Annotated in this window: 17 protein-coding genes and 1 pseudogene; 9 read left to right on the top strand and 9 right to left on the bottom strand. The window is 71.2% G+C overall.

Annotated elements, in window-relative coordinates; all coding sequences use genetic code 11:
• Positions 1–30: 30 nt before the first annotated feature.
• The 3 genes from L0P92_RS16590 to dnaK all read left to right on the top strand — a co-directional run bounded on the left by L0P92_RS16590 (position 31) and on the right by dnaK (position 4,885).
• Entirely contained in the window at positions 31–2,178 is a 2,148-nt protein-coding gene (locus L0P92_RS16590) for a phage holin family protein (RefSeq protein WP_372497274.1), read from the top strand.
• A gap of 101 nt (positions 2,179–2,279) precedes the next feature.
• Positions 2,280–2,708, top strand: a complete 429-nt coding sequence (locus tag L0P92_RS16585) for an OsmC family protein (protein WP_234763483.1) — start codon at positions 2,280–2,282, stop codon at positions 2,706–2,708.
• 287 nt (positions 2,709–2,995) lie between these two features.
• Positions 2,996–4,885 (top strand): molecular chaperone DnaK, encoded by a 1,890-nt coding sequence (dnaK, locus tag L0P92_RS16580; protein ID WP_234763482.1) that lies wholly within the window; start codon positions 2,996–2,998, stop codon positions 4,883–4,885.
• A 3-nt stretch (positions 4,886–4,888) separates the two neighbouring features.
• Here the strand turns inward: dnaK and narI are convergent, their stop codons facing one another.
• From narI to L0P92_RS16545, 7 genes and pseudogenes are all read right to left on the bottom strand, one after another.
• Entirely contained in the window at positions 4,889–5,611 is a 723-nt protein-coding gene (narI, locus tag L0P92_RS16575) for a respiratory nitrate reductase subunit gamma (RefSeq protein WP_234763481.1), read from the bottom strand.
• Positions 5,608–6,102 (bottom strand): nitrate reductase molybdenum cofactor assembly chaperone, encoded by a 495-nt coding sequence (gene narJ / locus L0P92_RS16570; RefSeq protein WP_234763480.1) that lies wholly within the window; start codon positions 6,100–6,102, stop codon positions 5,608–5,610. The genes narI and narJ overlap by 4 nt, the downstream gene beginning before the upstream one ends.
• Complete coding sequence (gene narH / locus L0P92_RS16565) at positions 6,102–7,736, bottom strand: nitrate reductase subunit beta (protein WP_234763479.1); 1,635 nt, start codon at positions 7,734–7,736, stop codon at positions 6,102–6,104. The genes narJ and narH overlap by 1 nt, the downstream gene beginning before the upstream one ends.
• Positions 7,736–11,425 (bottom strand): nitrate reductase subunit alpha, encoded by a 3,690-nt coding sequence (locus tag L0P92_RS16560; RefSeq protein WP_372497273.1) that lies wholly within the window; start codon positions 11,423–11,425, stop codon positions 7,736–7,738. Before L0P92_RS16560 ends, narH begins: the two co-directional genes overlap by 1 nt.
• Positions 11,426–11,550: 125 nt before the next feature.
• A pseudogene (locus L0P92_RS16555) lies at positions 11,551–12,365 on the bottom strand (SAM-dependent methyltransferase).
• 43 nt (positions 12,366–12,408) lie between these two features.
• Positions 12,409–13,272 carry a Sco1979 family transcriptional regulator gene (locus L0P92_RS16550; RefSeq protein WP_234763477.1) on the bottom strand — a complete coding sequence of 288 codons (864 nt, stop codon included), beginning with the start codon at positions 13,270–13,272 and terminating at the stop codon, positions 12,409–12,411.
• Between the two features lie 92 nt (positions 13,273–13,364).
• Positions 13,365–14,204, bottom strand: coding sequence for a helix-turn-helix domain-containing protein (locus L0P92_RS16545; protein WP_234763476.1), 840 nt, complete (start codon positions 14,202–14,204; stop codon positions 13,365–13,367).
• Positions 14,205–14,234: 30 nt separating this feature from the next.
• On the opposite strand from L0P92_RS16545, the gene L0P92_RS16540 reads away from it, so the two are divergent.
• From L0P92_RS16540 to L0P92_RS16530, 3 genes are all read left to right on the top strand, one after another.
• A complete protein-coding gene (locus L0P92_RS16540; RefSeq protein ID WP_234763475.1) occupies positions 14,235–15,323 on the top strand; it encodes an ADP-ribosylglycohydrolase family protein in 1,089 nt (362 codons plus the stop codon).
• Between the two features lie 95 nt (positions 15,324–15,418).
• The gene (locus L0P92_RS16535; RefSeq protein WP_234763474.1) at positions 15,419–15,721 is read left to right on the top strand and encodes a 4a-hydroxytetrahydrobiopterin dehydratase; all 303 of its coding nucleotides are present in this window, start codon (positions 15,419–15,421) and stop codon (positions 15,719–15,721) included.
• Positions 15,722–15,726: 5 nt separating this feature from the next.
• Complete coding sequence (locus L0P92_RS16530) at positions 15,727–16,467, top strand: class I SAM-dependent methyltransferase (protein ID WP_234763473.1); 741 nt, start codon at positions 15,727–15,729, stop codon at positions 16,465–16,467.
• Here the strand turns inward: L0P92_RS16530 and L0P92_RS16525 are convergent.
• Together L0P92_RS16525 and L0P92_RS16520 are read right to left on the bottom strand one after the other, a co-directional pair.
• Positions 16,454–16,912, bottom strand: a complete 459-nt coding sequence (locus tag L0P92_RS16525) for a hypothetical protein (RefSeq protein ID WP_234763472.1) — start codon at positions 16,910–16,912, stop codon at positions 16,454–16,456. The two genes, L0P92_RS16530 and L0P92_RS16525, sit on opposite strands and share 14 nt — an antisense overlap.
• Complete coding sequence (locus tag L0P92_RS16520) at positions 16,909–17,406, bottom strand: hypothetical protein (protein WP_234763471.1); 498 nt, start codon at positions 17,404–17,406, stop codon at positions 16,909–16,911. Before L0P92_RS16520 ends, L0P92_RS16525 begins: the two co-directional genes overlap by 4 nt.
• A gap of 39 nt (positions 17,407–17,445) precedes the next feature.
• Here L0P92_RS16520 and L0P92_RS16515 point away from each other — a divergent pair, with 39 nt between their 5' ends.
• From L0P92_RS16515 to L0P92_RS16505, 3 genes are all read left to right on the top strand, one after another.
• Entirely contained in the window at positions 17,446–18,396 is a 951-nt protein-coding gene (locus L0P92_RS16515) for a helix-turn-helix transcriptional regulator (protein ID WP_234763470.1), read from the top strand.
• Between the two features lie 40 nt (positions 18,397–18,436).
• The gene (locus tag L0P92_RS16510) at positions 18,437–20,311 is read left to right on the top strand and encodes a rhamnogalacturonan lyase (RefSeq protein WP_308289729.1); all 1,875 of its coding nucleotides are present in this window, start codon (positions 18,437–18,439) and stop codon (positions 20,309–20,311) included.
• Positions 20,312–20,484: 173 nt separating this feature from the next.
• Positions 20,485–21,090 carry a DUF4352 domain-containing protein gene (locus L0P92_RS16505; protein ID WP_234763469.1) on the top strand — a complete coding sequence of 202 codons (606 nt, stop codon included), beginning with the start codon at positions 20,485–20,487 and terminating at the stop codon, positions 21,088–21,090.
• Positions 21,091–21,141 lie beyond the last annotated feature (51 nt).

Raw genomic sequence — 21,141 nt, 5'->3', positions numbered from 1 at the left:
GGGCGGGACAATGGGGCCGGGAGGTGGGCCGTGCGTTGGCGACGGATCGCGAGTCAGGTAGGGCGGAGCGTCACCGTGTGGGCGGTCTCCACCGTCACCATGCTCGTCCTCGCCGGCATCCTCCCCGACTTCCAGCTCCAGTCGGCCGACGGCGACAGCGCCACCAGCATCGCCATCACCGCCGCCCTCGGCGCCGGCGCCTTCGGCCTGCTCTCCGCCCTCGCCTGGCCCCTCCTCGTACGGCTCCTGCTCCTCGTACCCGCCCTCGTCCTCGGCCTGCTGGTCTTCTTCCTCAACGGCTCCCTGCTCATCGTCGCCCTGCGCCTCGTACCCTCCGGCGACAGCGAGGCCGCCCCGGAGACCGCCGTCATCGTCGCCGCCGTGATGTCCGCCGTCGCCTCGGCCACCGGCGCCGCCCTAGCCGTACGGGACGACGACGCCTACCGCCGCCGGCTCTACCGCCTCGCCGACCGCCGCCGCAGAGCCCTGCCACCCGGCCCCTCCAGCCCCGGCACCGTCTTCGTCCAACTCGACGGCGTCGGCCACGACGTCCTCCTCGCCGCCGTCGGCAAGGACCTGATGCCCACCGTCGCCCGCTGGCTGGGCGGGAGCACCCAGGACCCCGACCGCCCCGACCGTCCGACGCGCCCCACCCACCGTCTCACCCCCTGGCGCACCGACTGGTCCAGCCAGACCGGCGCCAGCCAACTCGGCATCCTGCACGGCAGCAACCACGACGTCCCCGCGTTCCGCTGGTACGAGAAGGCCGGCCGCGAGGTGATGGTCTGCAACCGCCCCGCCAACGCCGCCGAACTCCAGCGCCGCGCCATCGACCGCACCGGCGACGGCGGACTCCTGGCCGCCGACGGCGCCAGCCGCGGCAACCTGTTCAGCGGCGGCGCCGGCGAGCAGGCCCTCGTGCTGTCCATCGCGACCAAGCGGCGCGGCCGCGAGAACCGCTCCCGCGCGGGCTACTTCGCCTACTTCTCCGACCCGGCCAACGCCGTACGCACCGCCCTGTCCTTCGTCGCCGAGGTCGGCCGCGAGATCGGCCAGTCCACCCGGGCCCGCGCCCGCAAGGTCCGGCCCCGCGTCTCCCGCGGCGGCCTCTACCCGCTGGTCCGGGCCTTCGCGACCGTCGTCGAACGGGACGTCGTCGTCGCCGCGGTGATGGGCGACATGCTCGCCGGCCGCGCCGCCGTCTACGCGGACCTGGTGGCGTACGACGAGGTCGCGCACCACTCCGGGCCGGGCAGCCGCGACGCCGAGAAGGTCCTCGCCCGCCTCGACCGGGCCCTGGCGTTGATCGAGAAGGTCGCCGAGCACGCGCCGCGGCCGTACCGGATCGTCGTCCTGTCAGACCACGGCCAGAGCCCCGGCGAGACCTTCCGCTCCCGGTACGGCCTCGGCCTCGGCGACCTGGTGCGGGCCGGCTGCGGGCTGCCCGTGTCCCGCAAGGCGCGGCGCACCCACAGCGGCGCCGAGGCCCGCGCGGCCGTGCGCGCGGCGCTGCGCCGGCCCGTCGAGGAGGGCGGTGAACAGCGTCGTCCGTCCCGTCGCTCGGAGCCGATCGTGCTCGCGTCCGGCAACCTCGGCCTGGTCTCCTTCCCGGACGTGCCGCACCGGATGACCAAGGAGGAGATCGACGCCCGCCACCCGGCCCTGCTCGCCACCCTCGCCAACCACCCCGGCGTCGGCTTCCTGCTCGTGCGCAGCGAACAGCACGGCGGACTGGTGCTCGGCGCGTACGGCGCCGAGATCCCGTTGGAGCGACTGGACGAGGATCCGGGGCCGTTGAAGGTCTTCGGGCCGGGCGCCGCCGACGCGGTGCGCCGTACGCACTCCTTCCCGAACGCCGCCGACATCATGGTCAACTCCGCGTACGACCCGGCCGAGGGCGGGGAGGTGCTCGCCTTCGAGGAGCAGATCGGTTCGCACGGCGGCCTCGGCGGGGCGCAGGGCAAGCCGTTCCTGCTGTCGCCGCTCGCCTTCTCCGTGCCGGTGGGCGACGGCGAGGACCTCGTGGGGGCCGAGCAGGTGCACCGTGTGCTGCGTCGCTGGCTGCGTGAATCGAACGGACCCCAGGTCCCGTTGGGGCCCGAGCCCGAGCCCGAGCCCGAGCCGGAGCCGGAGCCCGAGGCGGGGCCGGGGCCGGGGTCGGAGGAGCGGGCCGCCTGACATTCGGCTCACGGTCTTCCGGGTGCGGTGCGCCGGAGTGTGATCGGATGGGGGCACGGACCCGGACCCAGGAAACGGGCCCCCACGCGAAAGGAAGAACCGTGGCTACCACGCGCTCCGCACACACCGTCTGGGAAGGCAACCTGCTCGAGGGCAACGGTGTCGTCAACTTCGACTCCTCCGGTGCCATCGCCGCCCAGCCGGTCACGTGGGCCTCGCGGTCCCAGGACGCGAACGGCAAGACCAGCCCCGAGGAGTTGATCGCCGCCGCGCACTCCAGCTGCTTCTCCATGGCGCTGTCGCATGCCCTTGCGGGGGCCGGGACGCCGCCCACCAAGCTCGTCACCTCGGCCGACGTGAGCTTCCAGCCGGGGGAGGGGATCACGGGGATCCACCTCACGGTGGAGGGGACGGTGCCGGGGCTCGATGAGGAGGGGTTCGCCGCGGCTGCGGAGGACGCCAAGAAGAACTGCCCGGTGAGTCAGGCGCTGACGGGGACGACGATCACGTTGTCGGCGAAGTTGTCGTAACGGGTCGCCCAATGGGGTGCCGCGGGGGCTGTGTGGCGTCTGCGGCGCCGTGGGGGCTTGTCGCGCAGTTCCCCGCGCCCCTGGGGGCGGCCCTGCTGGCCTGCCCCCCACACACCCAGATCTCCCCACGCAGCTTCCCCACGCTGCAGAGAGGCACCCCGCCCGAGGCTGAGCGGGCGCTCAGCCTCCGTTTGGTACCCGTCCCCGCGGACACCCGTCCCATTGACAAGAACCCACTCAAGTTTTGTGCTGGAGTTCAAGGGGTGCCCGGGCGGAAGGGGACAGCGATGGCACGCGCGGTCGGGATCGATCTCGGGACCACGAACTCGGTGGTCGCCGTTCTGGAGGGCGGCGAACCCACCGTCGTCGCGAACGCGGAGGGGGCCAGGACCACACCGTCGGTCGTGGCCTTCGCCAAGAACGGGGAAGTGCTGGTCGGAGAGGTCGCCAAACGGCAGGCCGTGACCAACATCGAGCGCACCGCCCGTTCCGTGAAGCGGCACATGGGCGACGGCAGCTGGCGCTTCCCGGACCAGGGTGACATCGACGGCACCCGGTACCGGGCGCAGGAGCTGTCCGCCCGGGTGCTCCAGAAGCTGAAGCGGGACGCCGAGTCGTATCTCGGTGAGGACGTCACCGACGCGGTGATCACCGTCCCGGCGTACTTCGACGACTCCCAGCGGCAGGCCACCAAGGAGGCCGGGGAGATCGCGGGCCTGAAGGTGCTGCGGATCATCAACGAGCCCACCGCGGCCGCCCTCGCCTACGGCCTCGACCGGGGCGAGGAGCAGACGGTGCTGGTCTTCGACCTCGGCGGCGGCACCTTCGACGTCTCGCTGCTGGAGATCGGCGACGGCGTCATCGAGGTCAAGGCGACCAACGGGGACACGCATCTCGGTGGTGACGACTGGGATCAGCGGGTCGTCGAGTATCTGGTGAAGAAGTTCAAGGGGCAGTACGGCATCGATCTCGGCACCGACAAGATGGCGCTGCAACGGCTGCGCGAGGGCGCCGAGAAGGCCAAGATCGAGCTGTCCTCCTCGTCCGAGACGACCATCAACCTGCCGTACATCACCGCCTCCGCCGAGGGCCCCCTCCACCTCGACGAGAAGCTGACCCGCGCCCAGTTCCAGGAGCTCACCGCCGATCTCCTCGACCGCTGCAAGACCCCCTTCCACCAGGCGGTCAAGGACGCCGGCATCAAGCTCTCCGCCGTCGACCACGTCATCCTCGTCGGCGGCTCCACCCGGATGCCCGCCGTCACCGACCTGGTGAAGGAACTCACCGGCAAGGACCCGCACAAGGGCGTCAACCCCGACGAGGTCGTGGCCGTCGGCGCCGCTCTCCAGGCGGGTGTCATCCGCGGCGACGTCAAGGACGTCCTGCTGCTCGACGTCACCCCGCTGTCCCTCGGTATCGAGACCAAGGGCGGCATCATGACCAAGCTCATCGAACGCAACACGACCATTCCCACCCGGCGTTCGGAGATCTTCACCACCGCCACCGACAACCAGCCCTCGGTCGGCATCCAGGTCTACCAGGGCGAACGCGAGATCGCGGCGTACAACAAGAAGCTCGGCGTCTTCGACCTCACCGGTCTGCCGCCCGCCCCGCGCGGTGTCCCGCAGATCGAGGTCGCCTTCGACATCGACGCCAACGGGATCATGCACGTCTCCGCGAAGGACATGGCGACCGGCCGCGAGCAGAAGATGACGGTGACCGGTGGCTCGGCCCTGCCGAAGGACGACATCGACCGCATGATGCGGGAGGCCGAGGAGTACGCCGACGAGGACCGCAGGCGCCGCGAGGCGGCCGAGACGCGGAACCAGGCCGAGCAACTCGTCTACCAGACCGAGAAGTTCGTCCGCGACAACGAGGACAAGGTCCCCGCGGACACCCGGTCGGAGGTCGAGTCGGCGGCCGCCGAGCTGAAGCAGCTCCTGGCCGACAACGCCGAGACGAACGCCCTGCGCACCGGCATCGAGAAACTCGCCACGGTGAGCCAGAAGATGGGCCAGGCGATGTACGCCCAGACCCAGCAGTCACCGACCGACGCCGACGCCGCAGCGGGCGCCGCTTCGGGCACCGGCACGGAACAGACCGCACCGCAGGACGACGACGTGGTCGACGCCGAGATCGTCGACGACGACCGGGACGCCAAGGGCGGTGCCGCCTAGTCGTCAGACATCCGTCTTCTCCCAGCCCCGCCGCTCCGGCCGCACCCCCAGCTGCCCGACGTCCCGGCTGCGGTACACCACGTACGGCCGGAACAGGTACTGCACCGGCGCGCTGAACATGTGCACCAGCCGGGTGTACGGCACCAGCGCGATCAGTGCCATGCCGATCAGCGCGTGGACCTGGTACAGGACGGGCACGCCCGCCATCAGGTCGGTGTCCGGGGTGAGGGTGAACAGGCTGCGGGCCCAAGGGGCGATGGACCGGCGGTAGTCGTAGCCGTCGCCGGAGGAGTGGGCCAGCTTGGCGACCATGCCCATCACGATCGCCGCGACCAGCACGAGGTACATCACCTTGTCGTTGGCGGTCGTCGCGCGGAACACCGGTGCCCGGGTGCGACGGCGGTAGACCAGCAGCGCGATCCCGCCGACCGTGACGAGGCCGGCCGCCGTACCGCCGTAGAGGGAGAACAGGTGGTAGGTGTGCTCGCTCACGCCGGCGGCGTCCGTCCAGGACTCGGGAATGAACAGCCCGATGACATGGCCGACCAGCACGAAGAGGATGCCGTAGTGGAAGGCGGGCGAGGCGATGTTCAGGAGCCTCGACTCGTACACCTGGGACGAGCGGGTGGTCCAGCCGAAGCGGTCGTAGCGGTGCCGCCAGAACAGACCGGCGACCAGCAGGACGAGGGTGACGTAGGGCAGGACGCCCCAGAGCAGTGTGGTCATGGGCGCGTCCCCGTCTGTGCGGTCGGCAGGGTGGCGCACACGGCGTCCAGGACGGACGCGTACGGTGTGCCGAAGTCGGTGAGGCGGGCGCGGAGCTGGTCCAGGCAGTCCCGGTGCTCCAGCAGCAGTTCGGTGTTGCCGGTGCGGGCCGCGAACTCCAGTACCGCGGGCAGGAAGTCGGGCAGCTCCTCGCCGGTGAACTCCAGGCCGTGGGCGCGGTAGAGGTCCTTGAAGCGGACCAGCGACATGCCGCGCCGCCGGGTGTCCCCGTCGCGCCACCAGCTCAGGTACAGGCTGTGGCGGTTCTTGAGGTCGAAGACCTGGACGTAGTGCGCGGCCAGCTCGCCCGGCGGTGTCACGGCCGCGTGGTCGGTGAACTCCCGCAGCTGCGGGGCCGCCTCGCGCAGCAGCGGCAGGCGGGCGCGGAAGGCGTCGTCGGGGTAGGTCAGGCAGAGCGCGGCCGCCTGGTAGAACACCTCGAAGGACGGCATCAGGCCTCCTCGCGGTCGGCTGTGGGATCGGCTGTGGGGGTGGTGTCGGCCGCGTCGTCGGCGGTCTGGCGGCGGCGCAGAAGGTGGAAGTTCTCCACCGGGACCAGCGGCAGCAGCTTGCGGCCCGAGTCCTGGCCGAAGGGTCCGTCCCCGCCCATCCCGGGCCCGCCGTCGTAGTCGAGGCTGCACCCCTCGGGGAGCGCCGACTCCTCCAGGCGCCGGGCGTCCGCGACGGCCGCCGTCGGAATCACGTACCGGTCCTCGTACTTGGCGATGGCCAGCAGCCGGTACATCTCCTCGATCTCCCGCGCCCCCATGCCCACGGCCTCCGGCACCGAGGGATCCGGTTCCTCACCGAGGTTGATCGACCGCATGTGGGAGCGCATCGCGGCGAGCTTCTCCAACGAGGCCCGGACCGGGCCGATGTCACCGGCCGTGAACATCTCCGCCAGGTACTCCAGCGGAATGCGCAGGCTGTCGATCGCCCCGAACAGGTTCCCGGCGTCCTCGCCGTCGTGCCCGGTCTCGCTGAGCGCGTCCACCACCGGGGAGAGCGGCGGGATGTACCAGACCATCGGCATCGTCCGGTACTCCGGGTGCAGCGGGAGAGCCACCCGGTACCTGCTGATCAGCGCGTGCACCGGCGAGCGGCGCGCCGCCTCCACCCAGTCGTACGGGATCCCCGCCGCGTCGGCGGCCCGCTGCACGGCACGGTCCTCGGGGTCGAGGAAGACACCCAACTGGGCCTCGTACAGGTCGCGTTCGCTGCGCACGGACGCGGCGGCGGTCACCTTGTCGGCGTCGTAGAGCACGACCCCGAGATAGCGCAGCCGGCCCACGCACGTCTCCGAGCAGACCGTCGGCAGACCGACCTCGACCCGCGGATAGCACAGCGTGCACTTCTCCGCCTTGCCGGTGCGGTGGTTGAAGTACACCTTCTTGTACGGGCATCCCGTCACGCACATCCGCCAGCCCCGGCACCGGTCCTGGTCGACGAGGACGATGCCGTCCTCCGCCCGCTTGTACATCGCGCCCGACGGACAGGAGGCGACGCACGACGGGTTGAGGCAGTGCTCGCAGATACGCGGCAGATAGAACATGAAGGTCTGCTCGAACTCGAACCGCACCTTGTCGGAGGCCTGTCTGCGCGCCTGCTCCACCATCGGGTCGAAGTCGCCGTAGGCCGGGGCGCCCGCCAGGTTGTCGTCCCAGTTCGACGACCACTCGATCTTCATCGGCTTGCCGTCGAGCTGCGAGACAGGCTGAGCCACCGGGAAGTCGTCGCCGAGCGGGGCGTCGGTGAGGTTCTTGTAGTCGTACGTCCAGGGCTCGTAGTAGTCCTTGATCTCCGGGAGTTCGGGGTTGGAGAAGATCCCGGCGAGCTTGCGGATCCGGCCGCCCGCCTTCAGCTTCAGCGCGCCGCGCCGGTTCAGCTCCCAGCCGCCGCGCCAGCGCTCCTGGTCCTCGTAGCGACGCGGATAGCCCTGGCCGGGGCGGGTCTCGACGTTGTTGAACCAGACGTACTCCATGCCCCGCCGGTTGGTCCACGCCTGTTTGCAGGTGACCGAGCAGGTGTGGCAGCCGATGCACTTGTCGAGGTTCATGACCATCGCGATCTGGGCCATCGGGCGCATCAGTACTCGACCTCCTGGCTGCGGCGGCGGATCACCGTCACCTCGTCGCGCTGGTTGCCCGTCGGGCCCAGGTAGTTGAACGCCCAGGACAGCTGGGCGTAGCCGCCGACGAGATGGGACGGTTTGAGGATCAGCCGGGTGAGTGAGTTGTGGATGCCGCCGCGCCGGCCGGTGGTCTCGGTCTTCGGGACGGCGACCGTGCGTTCCTGGGCGTGGTGCATGTAGACGGTGCCGGCCGGCATCCGGTGCGAGACGACGGCCCGGGCGGCGACCACGCCGTTGCGGTTGACGGCCTCCACCCAGTCGTTGTCGACGACGCCGATCGCGTCGGCGTCCTGCGGGGACATCCAGATGTTCTGGCCGCCGCGGGAGAGGGCCAGCATGAAGAGGTTGTCCTGGTACTCGGAGTGGATGGACCACTTGTTGTGCGGGGTGAGATAGCGGACCGTCACCTCCCGCTGCCCGTCCGGGCCGAGCCGGGGCTCGCCGAACAGCTTGTTCATGTCCAGCGGCGGCCGGTAGACGGGAAGTGCCTCGCCGAGCTCGTGGATCCAGTCGTGGTCGAGGAAGAAGTGCTGGCGGCCGGTGAGGGTGTGCCACGGCTTGAGGTGCTCGGTGTTGAGGGTGAACGCGGTGTAGCGGCGCCCGCCCGACTCGCTGCCCGACCACTCCGGCGACGTGATCACCGGCACGGGCGCCGCCTGGGTGTCCGCGTACGTGACCCGCTTGCCCTCGTGCTCGGCCGCGAGATGCGCCATCTCCTGCCCGGTACGGGCCTGGAGGGTGCGGAAGCCCTGGGTGGCGAGGCGGCCGTTGGTGGTGCCGGACAGGGCGAGGATGGTGTTCGCGGCCTTCACGGCCGTGTCGAGCAAGGGCCGGCCGTCGGCGGTGACGCCGTTCAGGTGCCGGAGGTCCTCGACCTCCTCGTCCGGCTTGAGCGTGATCCCCTTGGCGGGCAGACCGAGCTGCTCGACCAGCGGCCCGAGCGCGGCGAACTTGGCGCCGATCGCCGTGTAGTCCCGCTCCACGACGGTCAGTTGGGGCATCGTCCTCCCGGGGACCGGGTCGCACTCCCCGCGCCGCCAGTCCAGGACGACCCCGCCCGGCTGGGCGATCTCGCCCGGCGTGTCGTGCTGGAGCGGCGTCGCCACCAGGTCCTTGCGCACGCCCAGATGGCCGACGGCCAGCTCGCTCAGCCGCTCGGCCAGCGCCTTGAACGTGTCGAAGTCCGTGCGCGCCTGCCACGGCGGATCCACGGCCGGGGTGAAGGAGTGCACGTAGGGATGCATGTCCGTGCTGGACAGATCGTGCTTCTCGTACCAGGTCGCGGCGGGCAGCACGACGTCCGACAGCAGCGTGGACGACGTCTGCCGGAAGTCCAGCGACAGCAGCAGGTCGAGCTTGCCCTCGGGCGCCTCCTCGCGCCAGGTCACCTCCTTCGGCCGTACGTCCTCGGGCGCCTCCTCGGCCTGGAGGGACGAGTGCGTGCCCAGCAGATGCCGGGTGAAGTACTCGGCGCCCTTCGCCGACGAGCCCAGCAGGTTGGCCCGCCACAGCGTCAGCACGCGCGGCCAGTTCTCCGGCGCGTCCGGGTCCTCGCAGGCGAACTTCAGGGTGCCCGCGCGCAGTTCGGCCACCACCCTCGACACCGGGTCGCCGAACACCTCGCCCAGCTCCAGCGGATTGCGGTCGAAGGTCGGATACGACGGCATCCACCCCGTGCGCGCCGACAGCGCCAGGCAGTCCGCGCCCGTCATCCCCCGGAACCGGCCCGTGCCGAGCGGCGAGGCCAGCACGTCGGCCGTGAACCGGTCGTAGCGCCACTGGTCGGTGTTGAGGAACCAGTACGCGGTGCCGATCATCTGCCGGGGCGGCCGCGACCAGTCCGACGCCGCCGCGAGCGTCGCCCAGCCGGTCACGGGACGGCACTTCTCCTGACCGACGTAGTGCGCCCAGCCGCCGCCGTTGCGGCCCTGGCAGCCGGTGAGCTGGAGCAGGGCGAGGAAGGCGCGGTAGATCGTCTCGGAGTGGAACCAGTGGTTGGTGCCCGCCCCCATCAGGATCATGCAGCGGCCCTTCGACCGCTCGGCCGTCCGCGCGAACTCCCGTGCGATCCGTATGCACTTGGCCGCCGGGACGGAGGTGTGGGCCTGCTGCCAGGCGGGTGTGCCGGGCGCCTCGGCATCGTCGTACGACGTCGGCCAGCGGCCCGGCAGGCCCTGCCGCCCCACCCCGTACTGGGCGAGCAGCAGATCGAAGACCGTCGTCACCAGCGGGCCGTGCGCGCCGCCGAGTTTCGTCGCCGGGACACCGCGCCGTACGACGTCACCGCGCCCCTGCCCGTGCGGTCCGCCCTCGGTGTCGAAGCGCGGCAGCAGCACCTCGACGCCCACGGCGACCTGGCTGCCGTGAAGGCTCAACTGCGGGCGTACCTCACCGAGTTCGAGGTTCCACCTGCCCTGGCCCGACTCGGACCAGCGAAAGCCCAGCGAGCCGTTCGGGGCGACCGCGCGGCCCGTCACGGTGTCCAGCACGACCGTCTTCCACTCGGCGCTCCCACCCTCCTGACCCAGGTCCGAGGCGCGCAGGAACTTCGCGGGCACGTAGGCGCCGTCCCGCTCCTCCAGGGTGACCAGGAAGGGCAGGTCGGTGAACCGCCGTACGTAGTCCGCGAAGAACGGTGTCTCACGGTCGACGAAGAACTCCTTGAGGATCACGTGGCCCATCGCCAGGGCCAGCGCGCCGTCCGTGCCGGGGTGCGGGTGCAGCCACTCGTCGGCGAACTTGGCGTTGTCGGCGTAGTCCGGCGCGACCACCACGACCTTCTGGCCCCGGTAGCGGGCCTCCGCCATCCAGTGCGCGTCCGGCGTGCGGGTCACCGGGACGTTCGAGCCCCACATCATCAGATACGCCGCGTCCCACCAGTCGCCCGACTCCGGTACGTCGGTCTGGTCGCCGAAGACCTGCGGGGAGGCGACGGGCAGGTCGGCGTACCAGTCGTAGAAGGACAGCATCGGGGCGCCGATGAGGGAGTGGAAGCGGGCGCCCGCCGCGTGCGAGACCATCGACATCGCGGGGATGGGGGAGAAACCGGCGATGCGGTCGGGGCCGTACGCCTTGATGGTGTGGACGTGGGCGGCGGCGACGATCTCGACCGCCTCGTCCCAACTCGCCCGCACCAGACCGCCCTTGCCGCGTGCCTGCTGGTAGCGGCGGCGGCGCTCGGGGTCGCCCTGGACGTCGGCCCAGGCCAGGACCGGGTCGCGGAGCCGCTCCTTCGCTTCCCGGTACATCTCCAGCAGGACCCCGCGGACGTAGGGGTAGCGGACCCGGGTGGGGGAGTAGGTGTACCAGGAGAAGGCGGCGCCGCGCGGGCAGCCGCGGGGTTCGTACTCGGGGCGGTCGGGGCCGACGCTCGGGTAGTCGGTCTGCTGGGTCTCCCAGGTGATGATGCCGTCCTTGACGTACACCTTCCAACGGCAGGAGCCGGTGCAGTTCACGCCGTGCGTGGAGTTCACGACCTTGTCGTGGCTCCAGCGGTCCCGGTAGAAGGCGTCCGCCTCACGCCCGCCGGTCAGCGCGACACTGTGCAGATCGGGCGCGGGCGTGCCCGGCCGGAAGAACCTGCCCGCCCTGAGCAGCGCCGCGCCGGGCTCCGGGGGTGGCTCGGCGGGCGGGGTGGCCGGTATCTCCGTGTCGGTCACAGGCGCTCCCTTGGTTGCCCTGGTCCCTGTTCACGAACCTAGGGCGGCACGCGGGAGCGCACCCCTTCACCGCACCCGTACGGGTCAGACCTCGCGGCCGGACGCCGCTGTCACACCTTGCGGGCGACCCCCGCGTACACCGGCACGATGCCCTCCGCCTGGGCCGCCACGTCCTCGGGGCCCGGACGCCAGCCGGACACCGGGATCACACCGGGGCCGAGCAGCTCCAGACCGTCGAAGAAGCGGGAGAACTCCGGGAGCGAGCGGGGATGGAAGGGGGTGCCGCCGCGCCGGAAGTGCTCGGCGGCCCTGTCGATCGCGGCGGGATTCAGATCGGGCGTGACCTGCGAGAGGATCAGATGGCTGCCGGGGGCAAGCGCGGCCACGTACTTCGCCACCAGGCCGTACACGTCGTCGCCGTCCGGCTCGGCACCCAGATAGTGGGTCAGCGCGACCAGGGACAACGCGACGGGCGCGGTGAAGTCCAGCGACTCGGCGGCCCGGGCCAGCAACGCGTCCACGTCACGGACGTCCGCGTGCACATAGGCGGTTTGCCCTCGGCGGTTCCGTGCAGCAGGGCCTGGGCGTGGCGCAGGACGATCGGGTCGTTGTCGGCGTACACCACCTTCGCCTCCGGCGCGACGCCCTGCGCCACCTGGTGCAGATTGGGTTCGGTGGGGATACCGGTGCCGATGTCCAGGAACTGGCGGACACCGGCCTCGGCGACCGTGGCGACGGCCCGGTGCATGAACCGGCGGTTGGCACGGGCCCCGCGCACCGCGCTGCTGTCCACGGCGAGGATCCTGCGGGCGAGCTCCTCGTCCACCGGGTAGTTGTCCTTGCCGCCCAGCCACCAGTCGTACACACGGGCCGGATGCGGCCGGCTGGTGTCGATGCGGGCGGGCGCGGACTCGGATCCGGTCATGCCGTGTGCTCTCCTCGGGTCGGGTGTGACAGGGCTTGACGGCTCAGTGGTTCTCGCGGAACTCCCGCAGGATCTTCTTCGTGTGCTCGGCCGACGCGGCGGCCGTCGACATGTGGTCGAGGACCTCCAGATGCGTGGCGACCTCCGTGCGGGAGTCCAGATACAGGGCGCCGGTCAGATACTCCGTGTAGACCATGTCGGGCAGCTCGGGCTCGGCGAACCGGAACAGGCTGAACGGCGCGTACGTCCCCGGGTGCGGTCCTGCGGCGAACTCGGCGATCTGCAACGTGACACGGTCGCGCTCGGCGAACTCCAGGAGCTTGTCCACCTGGGCGCGCATCACCTCGCCACGGACGCTCACGGGACGCCGCAGCACCGTCTCGTCCATGATCACCCACAGGTGCGGCGGGTCCGGGCGCTCCAGCAGCCGCTGCCGTTCCATGCGCAACGACACATGCCGCTCTATCGTCTCCGGCCCGGTCTGCCCTATCGTCCCGGCCTCCAGCACGGCCCGGGCGTAGTCCTCGGTCTGGAGCAGGCCCGGCACGAAGTGCGGCTCGTAGGAGCGGACGATGCGGGCGGCGCCCTCCAGGCTGACGTACAGGCTGAACCAGTCCGGCAGCACGTCGTGGAAGCGCTGCCACCAACCGGGCTGGTTGGCCTCCTCGGCCAGCGTGACGAAGGCGTTCGCCTCGTCCTCCGGGACGCCGTACGTCTCCAGCAGCACCTGTACGTACGGGATCTTCAGGGCGACCTCGGCCGTCTCCATCCGGCGTATCGTCGCCGGGGCCACGCGCAGTGCGCGGGCGGCTTCGTCGCGTCCCAGGTTCGCCGCCTCGCGCAGCTCCTGGAGGCGTTTGCCGAGTACTACCTGCCCCACGGTGGGCGCGGGCCGCCGCTCACTCACGCCACGCCCTCCCCACGCGCCGAAAGTACGTCGTGCAGTGTGCCATGTTCCGGGGTTCCATGGGGATGGTCGCCTCGGCGCTGAAGAGTCCGTCAGGGCAGCAGCGACCGCAGGTACTTGACCGTCGCCGGGTCGGCCGGGAGGAAGGTCTCGATGGCCAGCTCGGAGACGGTGACGTCCATGGGTGTGTTGAAGGTGGAGATGGAGGAGACGAAGGACAGGACGCGGCCCTCGTGCTCGACCTGCAGCGGCAGCGCGAAGTACGGGACGGATGCGGCCGGTTCGGCGGTCCCGGGCTGCGGTCCCTCCTCCACCACCGGGTACGCCGCCACCTCCTCGTACAGCCGGCGCAGCCGGTCGGAGCGGCGCAGTGCGATCTGCCGGTCCATCTGGGCCAGCAGATGGCCGCGCCATTCGCGCAGGTTGCGGATGCGCGGGGCGAGGCCCTGCGGGTGCAGGGTCAGGCGCATCGCGTTCAGCGGGGGCGTCAGGAGGTGCTCGGGGATGCCGTCGAGCAGCATCAGGATGCCCCGGTTGGCCGCGTGGACGTCGTACATCGCGTCGACCACGAGAGCCGGGTAGGGCTCGTAGCCCTGGATCAGCTGCTCCATGCCCGTGCGGAGCGCGTCCAGCGCCGGGTCGTCCAGCGGGGTCTCCGGATAGTGCGGGGCGTGGCCGGCGGCCATAAGCAGCGCGTTGCGCTCCCGCACCGGCACGTCCAGGTGCTCGGCCAGCCGCAGCACCATCTCCTCGCTCGGCCGGGAACGGCCCGTCTCGATGAAGCTGATGTGCCGCGCAGAGGAGTCGGCCCGCAGCGCCAACTCCAGCTGACTGACCCGCCGTTGCTCCCGCCAGGCACGCAACAGCGGACCCACGCCCCGGTCGGTGGGGGCGGCGGCGGGCGCGGTGTCTTCGGGCGGGACAATGGTCATGTGTACGACCGTAGTCGAGGAGTGCGTGCGATGACCGAGCCCTGGACGTCGTCCCTTGCGGGAGAGGCCGTGTACCGCGCCCGGGTGCGTGGCTGTCTGCTCGGCGGGGCCCTCGGGGACGCCCTCGGCTACCCCGTCGAGTTCAGCTCGCTGGAGCGGATCCGCGCGGCGCACGGGGAGCGCGGGGTGACCGGGCCGGTGTTCGCCGGGGACAGCGACGTGGCCCGGATCAGTGACGACACGCAGATGACCCTCTTCACCGCCGAGGCGCTCATCCAGGCGCACCGGCGCGAGCGGCTGAAGGGCATCGGCGGCGGATGGGCCCTGCTGGTGCGCTGGGCGTACGAACGCTGGCTGGAGACCCAGCGCCACTCCGGCCCCGAGCATGCGGCACCGCCGCAGAGCGGCGCCCCCGAGGGCGGGCTCATCACCCAGGCCTGGCTGTACGCCCGCCGGGCTCCCGGCAACGCGTGCGTGTCCGGGGTGGCACAGATGTATGCACCCGACCCCGGGCTGGCGCTCGACGGCAAGCCCGGCGAGGTCAACCCCGACTCCAAGGGCTGCGGCGCGGTCATGCGCTCGGCGCCCTTCGGCCTGCTGAACTCCGCCGAAGGCGCCTTCGCCATGGCCGCCCGCGCCGCCCAGATCACCCACGGTCACCCCACCGGCTACTACTCCGCCGGCGCGCTGGCCGCGATTGTGGCCCACCTCGTCGCCGGCGAGTCCCTGGAGGGCGCCGTCCTGCGCACCCTGCGCCTGCTCAAGCGCCACTCCGGCCACGAGGAGACCTCCGCCGCGCTCACCGAGGCCCTCGACCTGGCCGGGGAGGGCTCGCCGAGCGCGGAGAAGGTCGAGAGGCTGGGAGAGGGCTGGGTCGCCGAGCAGGCCCTCGCCATCGGCGTCTACTGCGCGCTCGTCGCACCCTCCGTGCCGGACGCCCTGCTGCTGTCCGTCAACCACTCCGGCGACAGCGACTCCACCGGCTCCATCTGCGGAAACCTCCTCGGCGCCCGGTACGGCGACCTCGCCCTGCCGCACGAGTGGGTGGAGCGGGTGGAGGGCCGGGCGCAGATCGCCGCGCTCGCCGACGACCTCGCGGCCGAAAGCGTCCGCCGCTGACCTCGGGCCCCGGCTGACCAGGGCCGCCGCACCCCGGCTGTGGCAGTCTGAAGACAAACCTCCCACAGCCCTCCCGTCCAGGAAGGAGCGAGGCCATGCCCCTCGAACCGCTGTCGCAGAAGGAGATCGAGGACCGGCTCGCGGAACTGCCCGGCTGGTCGCTGGACGGCGACCGACTCGCCCGCTCCTACCGCCTCCCCTCGCACTTCGCGGCCACGGCGATGGTCGTGCACATCGCCCAGGTCCAGGAGGAGCTCGACCACCACTCCGACCTCACCCTGGGCTACAACACGATCTCCCTCACCGTGAACACCCACACCGTGAGCGCCGTGACCGAGCGGGACTTCGCACTCGCCCGCAGGATCGAGGATCTCGCCCCAGGTCACGGGGCAGACTGAAGGGTGTGCTGGACTACGACAAGGAAGCGGAGCGGTATGACAACTCGCGCGGCGGCGAGCCCAGGGCGGCGGCCGCCGCGGAGGCCGTGCTGGGGCTCCTGCCGGCCGGGACGCGGCGCCTGCTCGACGTGGCCTGCGGCACCGGCATCGTCACCCGACGCCTGGCCGCGCGCGACGGCCTGAGCGTGACCGGCGTCGATCTCGCGCCCGCCATGGCCCGGCAGGCCGCGGCCCGCCTCCCCGGCTCGGTCGTACTCGCCGACAGCCGGCGGCTGCCGTTCGGGGCCGGCCGGTTCGACGCCGTCAGCAGCGTGTGGCTGTTGCACCTGGCCCGGACGGACGACGACGTGCGGACCATCGTCGGGGAATGTGCCCGGGTCCTGCGGCCCGGCGGGGTGTACGTCACCACGGTCGACAAGGCCGCCGCCCACAACGTGGGCAGCGACATCGACGCCGTCCTGGCCTCCCGTCCGCCCCGCCCGGCCCGCGACGAGGCGGCGCTGGTGGAGTCGTACGCCCTCGCCCACGGCCTGGTCCCGGCCGGGCAGGCCCGTTTCACGGGCCGCGGGCAGGGCCGCAGCCCCCGGCGCACCGTCGCCGACCTGCACCGCGGCTGGTTCGTCACCCTGCCCCCGGGAGGCGCCCTCGCCGACGCCTTCGCCGCCCGCCTCGCGGAACTCCCGGACCAGGACCGCCCCCGCCCGGACCCGGTGTTCAGCCTCCGCGCGTTCCTCAAGCCCGAGTGAACTCCATGGTCCAGTTCGTCAGCCAGCTCTGCCCGTCGTCGACGGAGAACGCCTGCTCCCACCGGGCCGACGCCGTGGAGACGCCCGACCAGACGAACCGCACCCGTACGTCCTTCCCGTCGTACGTGTCGTCGCCGTAGAACTCCCCGCGTCCGTCCTCGAACCGGCCGATGACCGGCGGGAACAGCGTCCCGCTGATACTGGAGGCCCAGTTCAGCGACCACCGCTTCGTCTCCCGGTCGAAGAGCCGCAGGGTCGCGCCCTTCGCTGAGAGCCGGGGCATGTCGATCTCGTCGACGTTCGCGGCTCCGTCGAACAGCGGCCAGCAGCGGTTGGTGGCCGGGAACTCCTCCCAGTCGCTGTCCGGGTCGAGGAAGTCGGTGCGGCGGCGGTTGAGGACCTGCCAGTCGCCGTGGAAGAAGTCGAAGTCGTGTGGGCTGCTCATGCGCGGTCTCCAGTGGTTCCTTCGGGCAGTGAATCGGCCAAGTAGGCGGTCAGATCGGGGACTTGGGGCGCGAGAATGTGCCGTACCCAGGCGTCCCGTTCGTGCAGGATCGGCGGGAGTTCCCAAACGCAGCCGATCCACGGCAGGTCGGGGGTGATGAAGTTCGTCGGGTCGCGGTCCGGGCAGCCGAGTACCGGCTGGCCCGCCGAGGCGCCCTTGAAGTGCAGGACGTTGTCCCACACCCAGCTGTAGGCGTTCAGATAGGCGCCGTCGTCGCCGCCCCGGTGCAGCACGACGAACGTCGCCGGTGGTGTGCCGTCCGGCTCCGGCAGCAGTTCCGGCAGGATCTCGTACGCCGCCTTCGCCACCTCGGGCGCGATGCCCGCGGGGTCGGCGGTGACGTGGTAGCGCTTGATCCACCGTCCGGCCACCTCGATCGGCGGCGGTACGGTCAGCAGTTTCTCGGCGAACGCCGGTGTCTCGGTGAGGGCCATGACGCGACGCTACGGCCGCTTCACTGACATCCTGTGGCAGTGAAGTCCAGCCGACTCGTCTCCATCCTCCTGCTGCTCCAGACCCGCGGCCGGATGACCGCCGCCCAACTGGCCGAGGAGCTGGAGGTGTCGGTGCGCACGGTGTACCGGGATGTGGAGGCGCTGGGCGCGGCCGGCGTCCCGCTCTACGGCGACGCGGGCCACGCCGGTGGCTACCGCCTGCTCGACGGCTACCGCACTCGCCTCACCGGACTCAACGCCGACGAGGCCGAGGCCCTCTTCCTCGCCGGCGCCCCCGGCCCCGCCGCCCAGCTCGGCCTCGGCTCCGTCCTGGCCGCCGCCCAGCTCAAGGTCCGCGCCGCCCTGCCACCGGAACTGCGCGGCCACGCCGACCGGATCAGCGGCCGCTTCCACCTCGACGCGCCCGGCTGGTACGCCGACGGCGACGAGACGCCGTACCTCCCGGCGGTCGCCGACGCGGTCTGGAACAGCCGCGTCCTGCACGTCCGGTACCGCCGCTGGCGTGAACCAACCGACGTGGAGCGCCGCCTGGAGCCGTACGGCCTCGTCCTCAAGGCGGGCCGCTGGTACGTCGTCGCGGGCCCGGGGCCGCGCACCTACCGCGTCGACCAGATCCTGCGACTCGCCCCCGCCGACGAGGAGTTCACCTACCCCGGCGACTTCGATCTCGCCGCCTATTGGAGCGCGTACCAGCGCGACTTCCACGCCCGTCTGTACCGCCACGAGGCGGTGGTGCGACTCGCCCCCGGCGTGACACTCGACCGCGCGACCAACTGCCGTACCGAAAAGGACGGTTGGACTACGGCCACCGTCCCCATCGAGTCCGTCGACCACGCCCACGCCGAGTTCCTGCGCCTCGGCACCGGCATCGAGGTGCTCCAACCGCCCGAACTGCGCGAGCGGATCGCCCGGACGGTGGCCGAACTGGCCGGGAGATACGGCAACTTCCGTGCGCACGGCGGCGACTGAGGCAACGGAATCCGTCCGTCCTCCCAAGGAGGTACGTCACGTGCAGCACCCGCGCAAGCACCGCAGACGCCGCGCCGCCCTCTCCGCGTCGCTCGCCACTGCCGCCCTGGTCGCCGCCGGGCTCACCGCCCTGAACGGCGTCGGCACGGCCGAGGCGGCCACCGCACGCCAGGTCGAGGCCCTGGACCGGGGCGTGGTCAGCGTCCACACCTCCAGCGGCAACCTGGTCAGCTGGCGCTGGCTCGGCACCGACCCGGACAACGTCTCCTTCAACGTCTACCGGGCCGGTACGAAGGTCAACGCGACCCCGGTCACCGGCTCCACGAACTACTTCCACTCCGGCGCCCCGGAGCAGGCCGACTACACGATCCGGGCGATCGTGAACGGCGTCGAGCAGGGCGACTCCGTGCACGCCGTCCAGTTCCGCCCGGGCTACAAGGACGTCCCGATCAGCCCGCCCGCCGGCGGCACCACCCCCGACGGAGTGGCCTACACCTACGAGGCCAACGACGCCTCCGTCGGCGACCTCGACGGCGACGGCGCCCTCGACATCGTCCTCAAGTGGCAGCCCACCAACGCCAAGGACAACTCCCAGTCCGGCTACACCGGCAACACCTTCGTCGACGGCATCAAGCTCGACGGCACCCGCCTGTGGCGCGTCGACCTGGGCCGCAACATCCGCTCCGGCGCGCACTACACCCAGTTCCAGGTGTACGACTACGACGGCGACGGCAAGGCCGAGGTCGCGATGAAGACGGCCGACGGCACCCGGGACGGCACCGGCGCGGTGATCGGCAGCTCGTCCGCCGACCACCGGAACTCGTCCGGCTACATCCTGTCCGGACCCGAGTACCTGACCATGTTCAACGGGCAGACCGGCAAGGCGATGGGGACGGTCGACTACGTCCCGGCCCGAGGGACGGTGTCCTCGTGGGGCGACTCCTACGGCAACCGGGTCGACCGGTTCCTCGCCGGCACCGCCTACCTGGACGGCTCCCGTCCCTCGCTCATCATGGCCCGCGGCTACTACACCCGTACCGTGATCGCCGCCTGGGACTGGCGCAACGGCAGCTTCACGCGCCGCTGGACCTTCGACACCAACTCCTCCACCAACGCCGGGCAGGGCTACGACGGCCAGGGCAACCACAGCCTGTCCGTCGCCGACGTCGACGCCGACGGCAAGGACGAGATCGTGTACGGCGCCATGACCGTGGACGACAACGGCTGGGGGCTGTGGACCACCAGGCTGGGGCACGGTGACGCCGGCCACGTCGGGGACCTCAACCCCTCCCGCGCGGGCCTTGAGTACTTCAAGGTCTCGGAGGACTCCAGCAAGCCCGGCTCCTGGATGGGCGACGCGCGCACCGGCCAGATCCTGTGGCAGACGGCGTCGGGCGCCGACAACGGCCGGGGTGTCGCGGGTGACATCCATGCCGGCAGCGCGGGCGCCGAGGCGTGGTCCGCCTCCGACACGACCCTGCGCTCGGCGACCGGCGCCTCCCTCGGCCGGGAGCCGTCCAGCATCAACTTCCTGTCCTGGTGGGACGGCGACCCCGTCCGTGAACTCCTCGACGGCACCCGCATCGACAAGTACGGCACGTCCGGCGACACCCGGCTCCTCACCGGCTCCGGTGTCTCCTCCAACAACGGCACCAAGGCCACGCCCGTGCTCTCCGGTGACATCCTCGGCGACTGGCGCGAGGAGGTCATCTGGCGCACCAGCGGCAACACGGCGCTGAGGATCTACTCGACCCCGGTCGAGACGAACACCAGGATCACGACCCTCCTGCACGACCCGATGTACCGCACGGCCCTGGCCTGGCAGAACACCGCGTACAACCAGCCCCCGCACCCGAGCTTCTTCATCGGCAACGGCATGCCCACGGCACCCCGTCCGAGCGTCTTCACACCCTGAGCATGCCCTGAGCACGCCCTGAACGCAGGCGTCCACCCGCCCGGCCCGGCAGCCCTGACGCCACATCGGGCTGCCGGGTTGCCTCATGTCCCCGGATTTTTTCGATGACCCGTACAACCATGCAGGTTCTTTACGGGTCCTTCACATGCGTACCACCGAAACCTGGGGAGAACATGTTCCACCACACCCGCATACGTCTCGCCGCCACCGCCGTTGTCGCCGTCGCCGCGCTCGGTCTGACGGCCTGTGGTTCCGGCTCCGGCGACGAGGTCGTCGACAAGCCGAAGGCGAAGGCCTCCGCCGCGGCGGAGGGCGGCGCCGAGAAGGAGGCCGCCGCCGAGGAGAGCAGTGCCGCGCCCGAGGTCGCCAAGGTCGGCGACACGTTGGCGCTCAAGGGCATGGAGGCCGGCAGCGGACTCGACGTCACCGTCGTGAAGGTCGCCGACAACGCCAAGTCCGGCGACGAGTTCTTCTCGCCCGAGTCCGGCAACCGTTGGATCGGCGTGCAGTTCCAGCTGGTCAACACCGGCACAAAGGTCTACTCCGACGCTCCCGCGAACGGGGCGAAGATCGCCGACGACCAGGGCCAGCAGTTCGGGACCGTGCTCGCCGACATCACGGCCGGCCCGTCGATGTCCTCGGACGTCCGGCTGAAGCCCGGCGCGAAGACCCTCGGCTGGGTCGTGTTCGAGGTGCCGAAGGCGTCGAAGGCGGCCACCGTCACGTTCGGGATGGACTCCGGCTTCGCGGAGCAGATCGGGGAGTGGAAGCTGTCGTAGACAGCACCGGGGGCGCGTGCGCACCAACCGCACGCGCCCCCGGGCTCACTC

It is taken from the genome of Streptomyces muensis, assembly GCF_021474425.1.
Lineage (GTDB): Bacteria > Actinomycetota > Actinomycetes > Streptomycetales > Streptomycetaceae > Streptomyces > Streptomyces muensis.
The sequence above is the reverse complement of the archived record's forward strand: the minus strand, read 5'-3'. Positions and strand labels throughout refer to the sequence as shown.

Bases quoted from the DNA above. Each gene is read 5' to 3' on its own strand.
- dnaK (WP_234763482.1), top strand. From the start codon at position 2,996: ATGGCACGCGCGGTCGGGATCGATCTCGGGACCACGAACTCGGTGGTC.
- narI (WP_234763481.1), bottom strand. From the start codon at position 5,611: ATGACCACACTGCTCTGGGGCGTCCTGCCCTACGTCACCCTCGTCCTG.
- narJ (WP_234763480.1), bottom strand. From the start codon at position 6,102: ATGCCGTCCTTCGAGGTGTTCTACCAGGCGGCCGCGCTCTGCCTGACC.
- narH (WP_234763479.1), bottom strand. From the start codon at position 7,736: ATGCGCCCGATGGCCCAGATCGCGATGGTCATGAACCTCGACAAGTGC.
- L0P92_RS16545 (WP_234763476.1), bottom strand. From the start codon at position 14,204: ATGACCATTGTCCCGCCCGAAGACACCGCGCCCGCCGCCGCCCCCACC.
- L0P92_RS16540 (WP_234763475.1), top strand. From the start codon at position 14,235: ATGACCGAGCCCTGGACGTCGTCCCTTGCGGGAGAGGCCGTGTACCGC.
- L0P92_RS16535 (WP_234763474.1), top strand. From the start codon at position 15,419: ATGCCCCTCGAACCGCTGTCGCAGAAGGAGATCGAGGACCGGCTCGCG.
- L0P92_RS16525 (WP_234763472.1), bottom strand. From the start codon at position 16,912: ATGAGCAGCCCACACGACTTCGACTTCTTCCACGGCGACTGGCAGGTC.
- L0P92_RS16520 (WP_234763471.1), bottom strand. From the start codon at position 17,406: ATGGCCCTCACCGAGACACCGGCGTTCGCCGAGAAACTGCTGACCGTA.
- L0P92_RS16505 (WP_234763469.1), top strand. From the start codon at position 20,485: ATGTTCCACCACACCCGCATACGTCTCGCCGCCACCGCCGTTGTCGCC.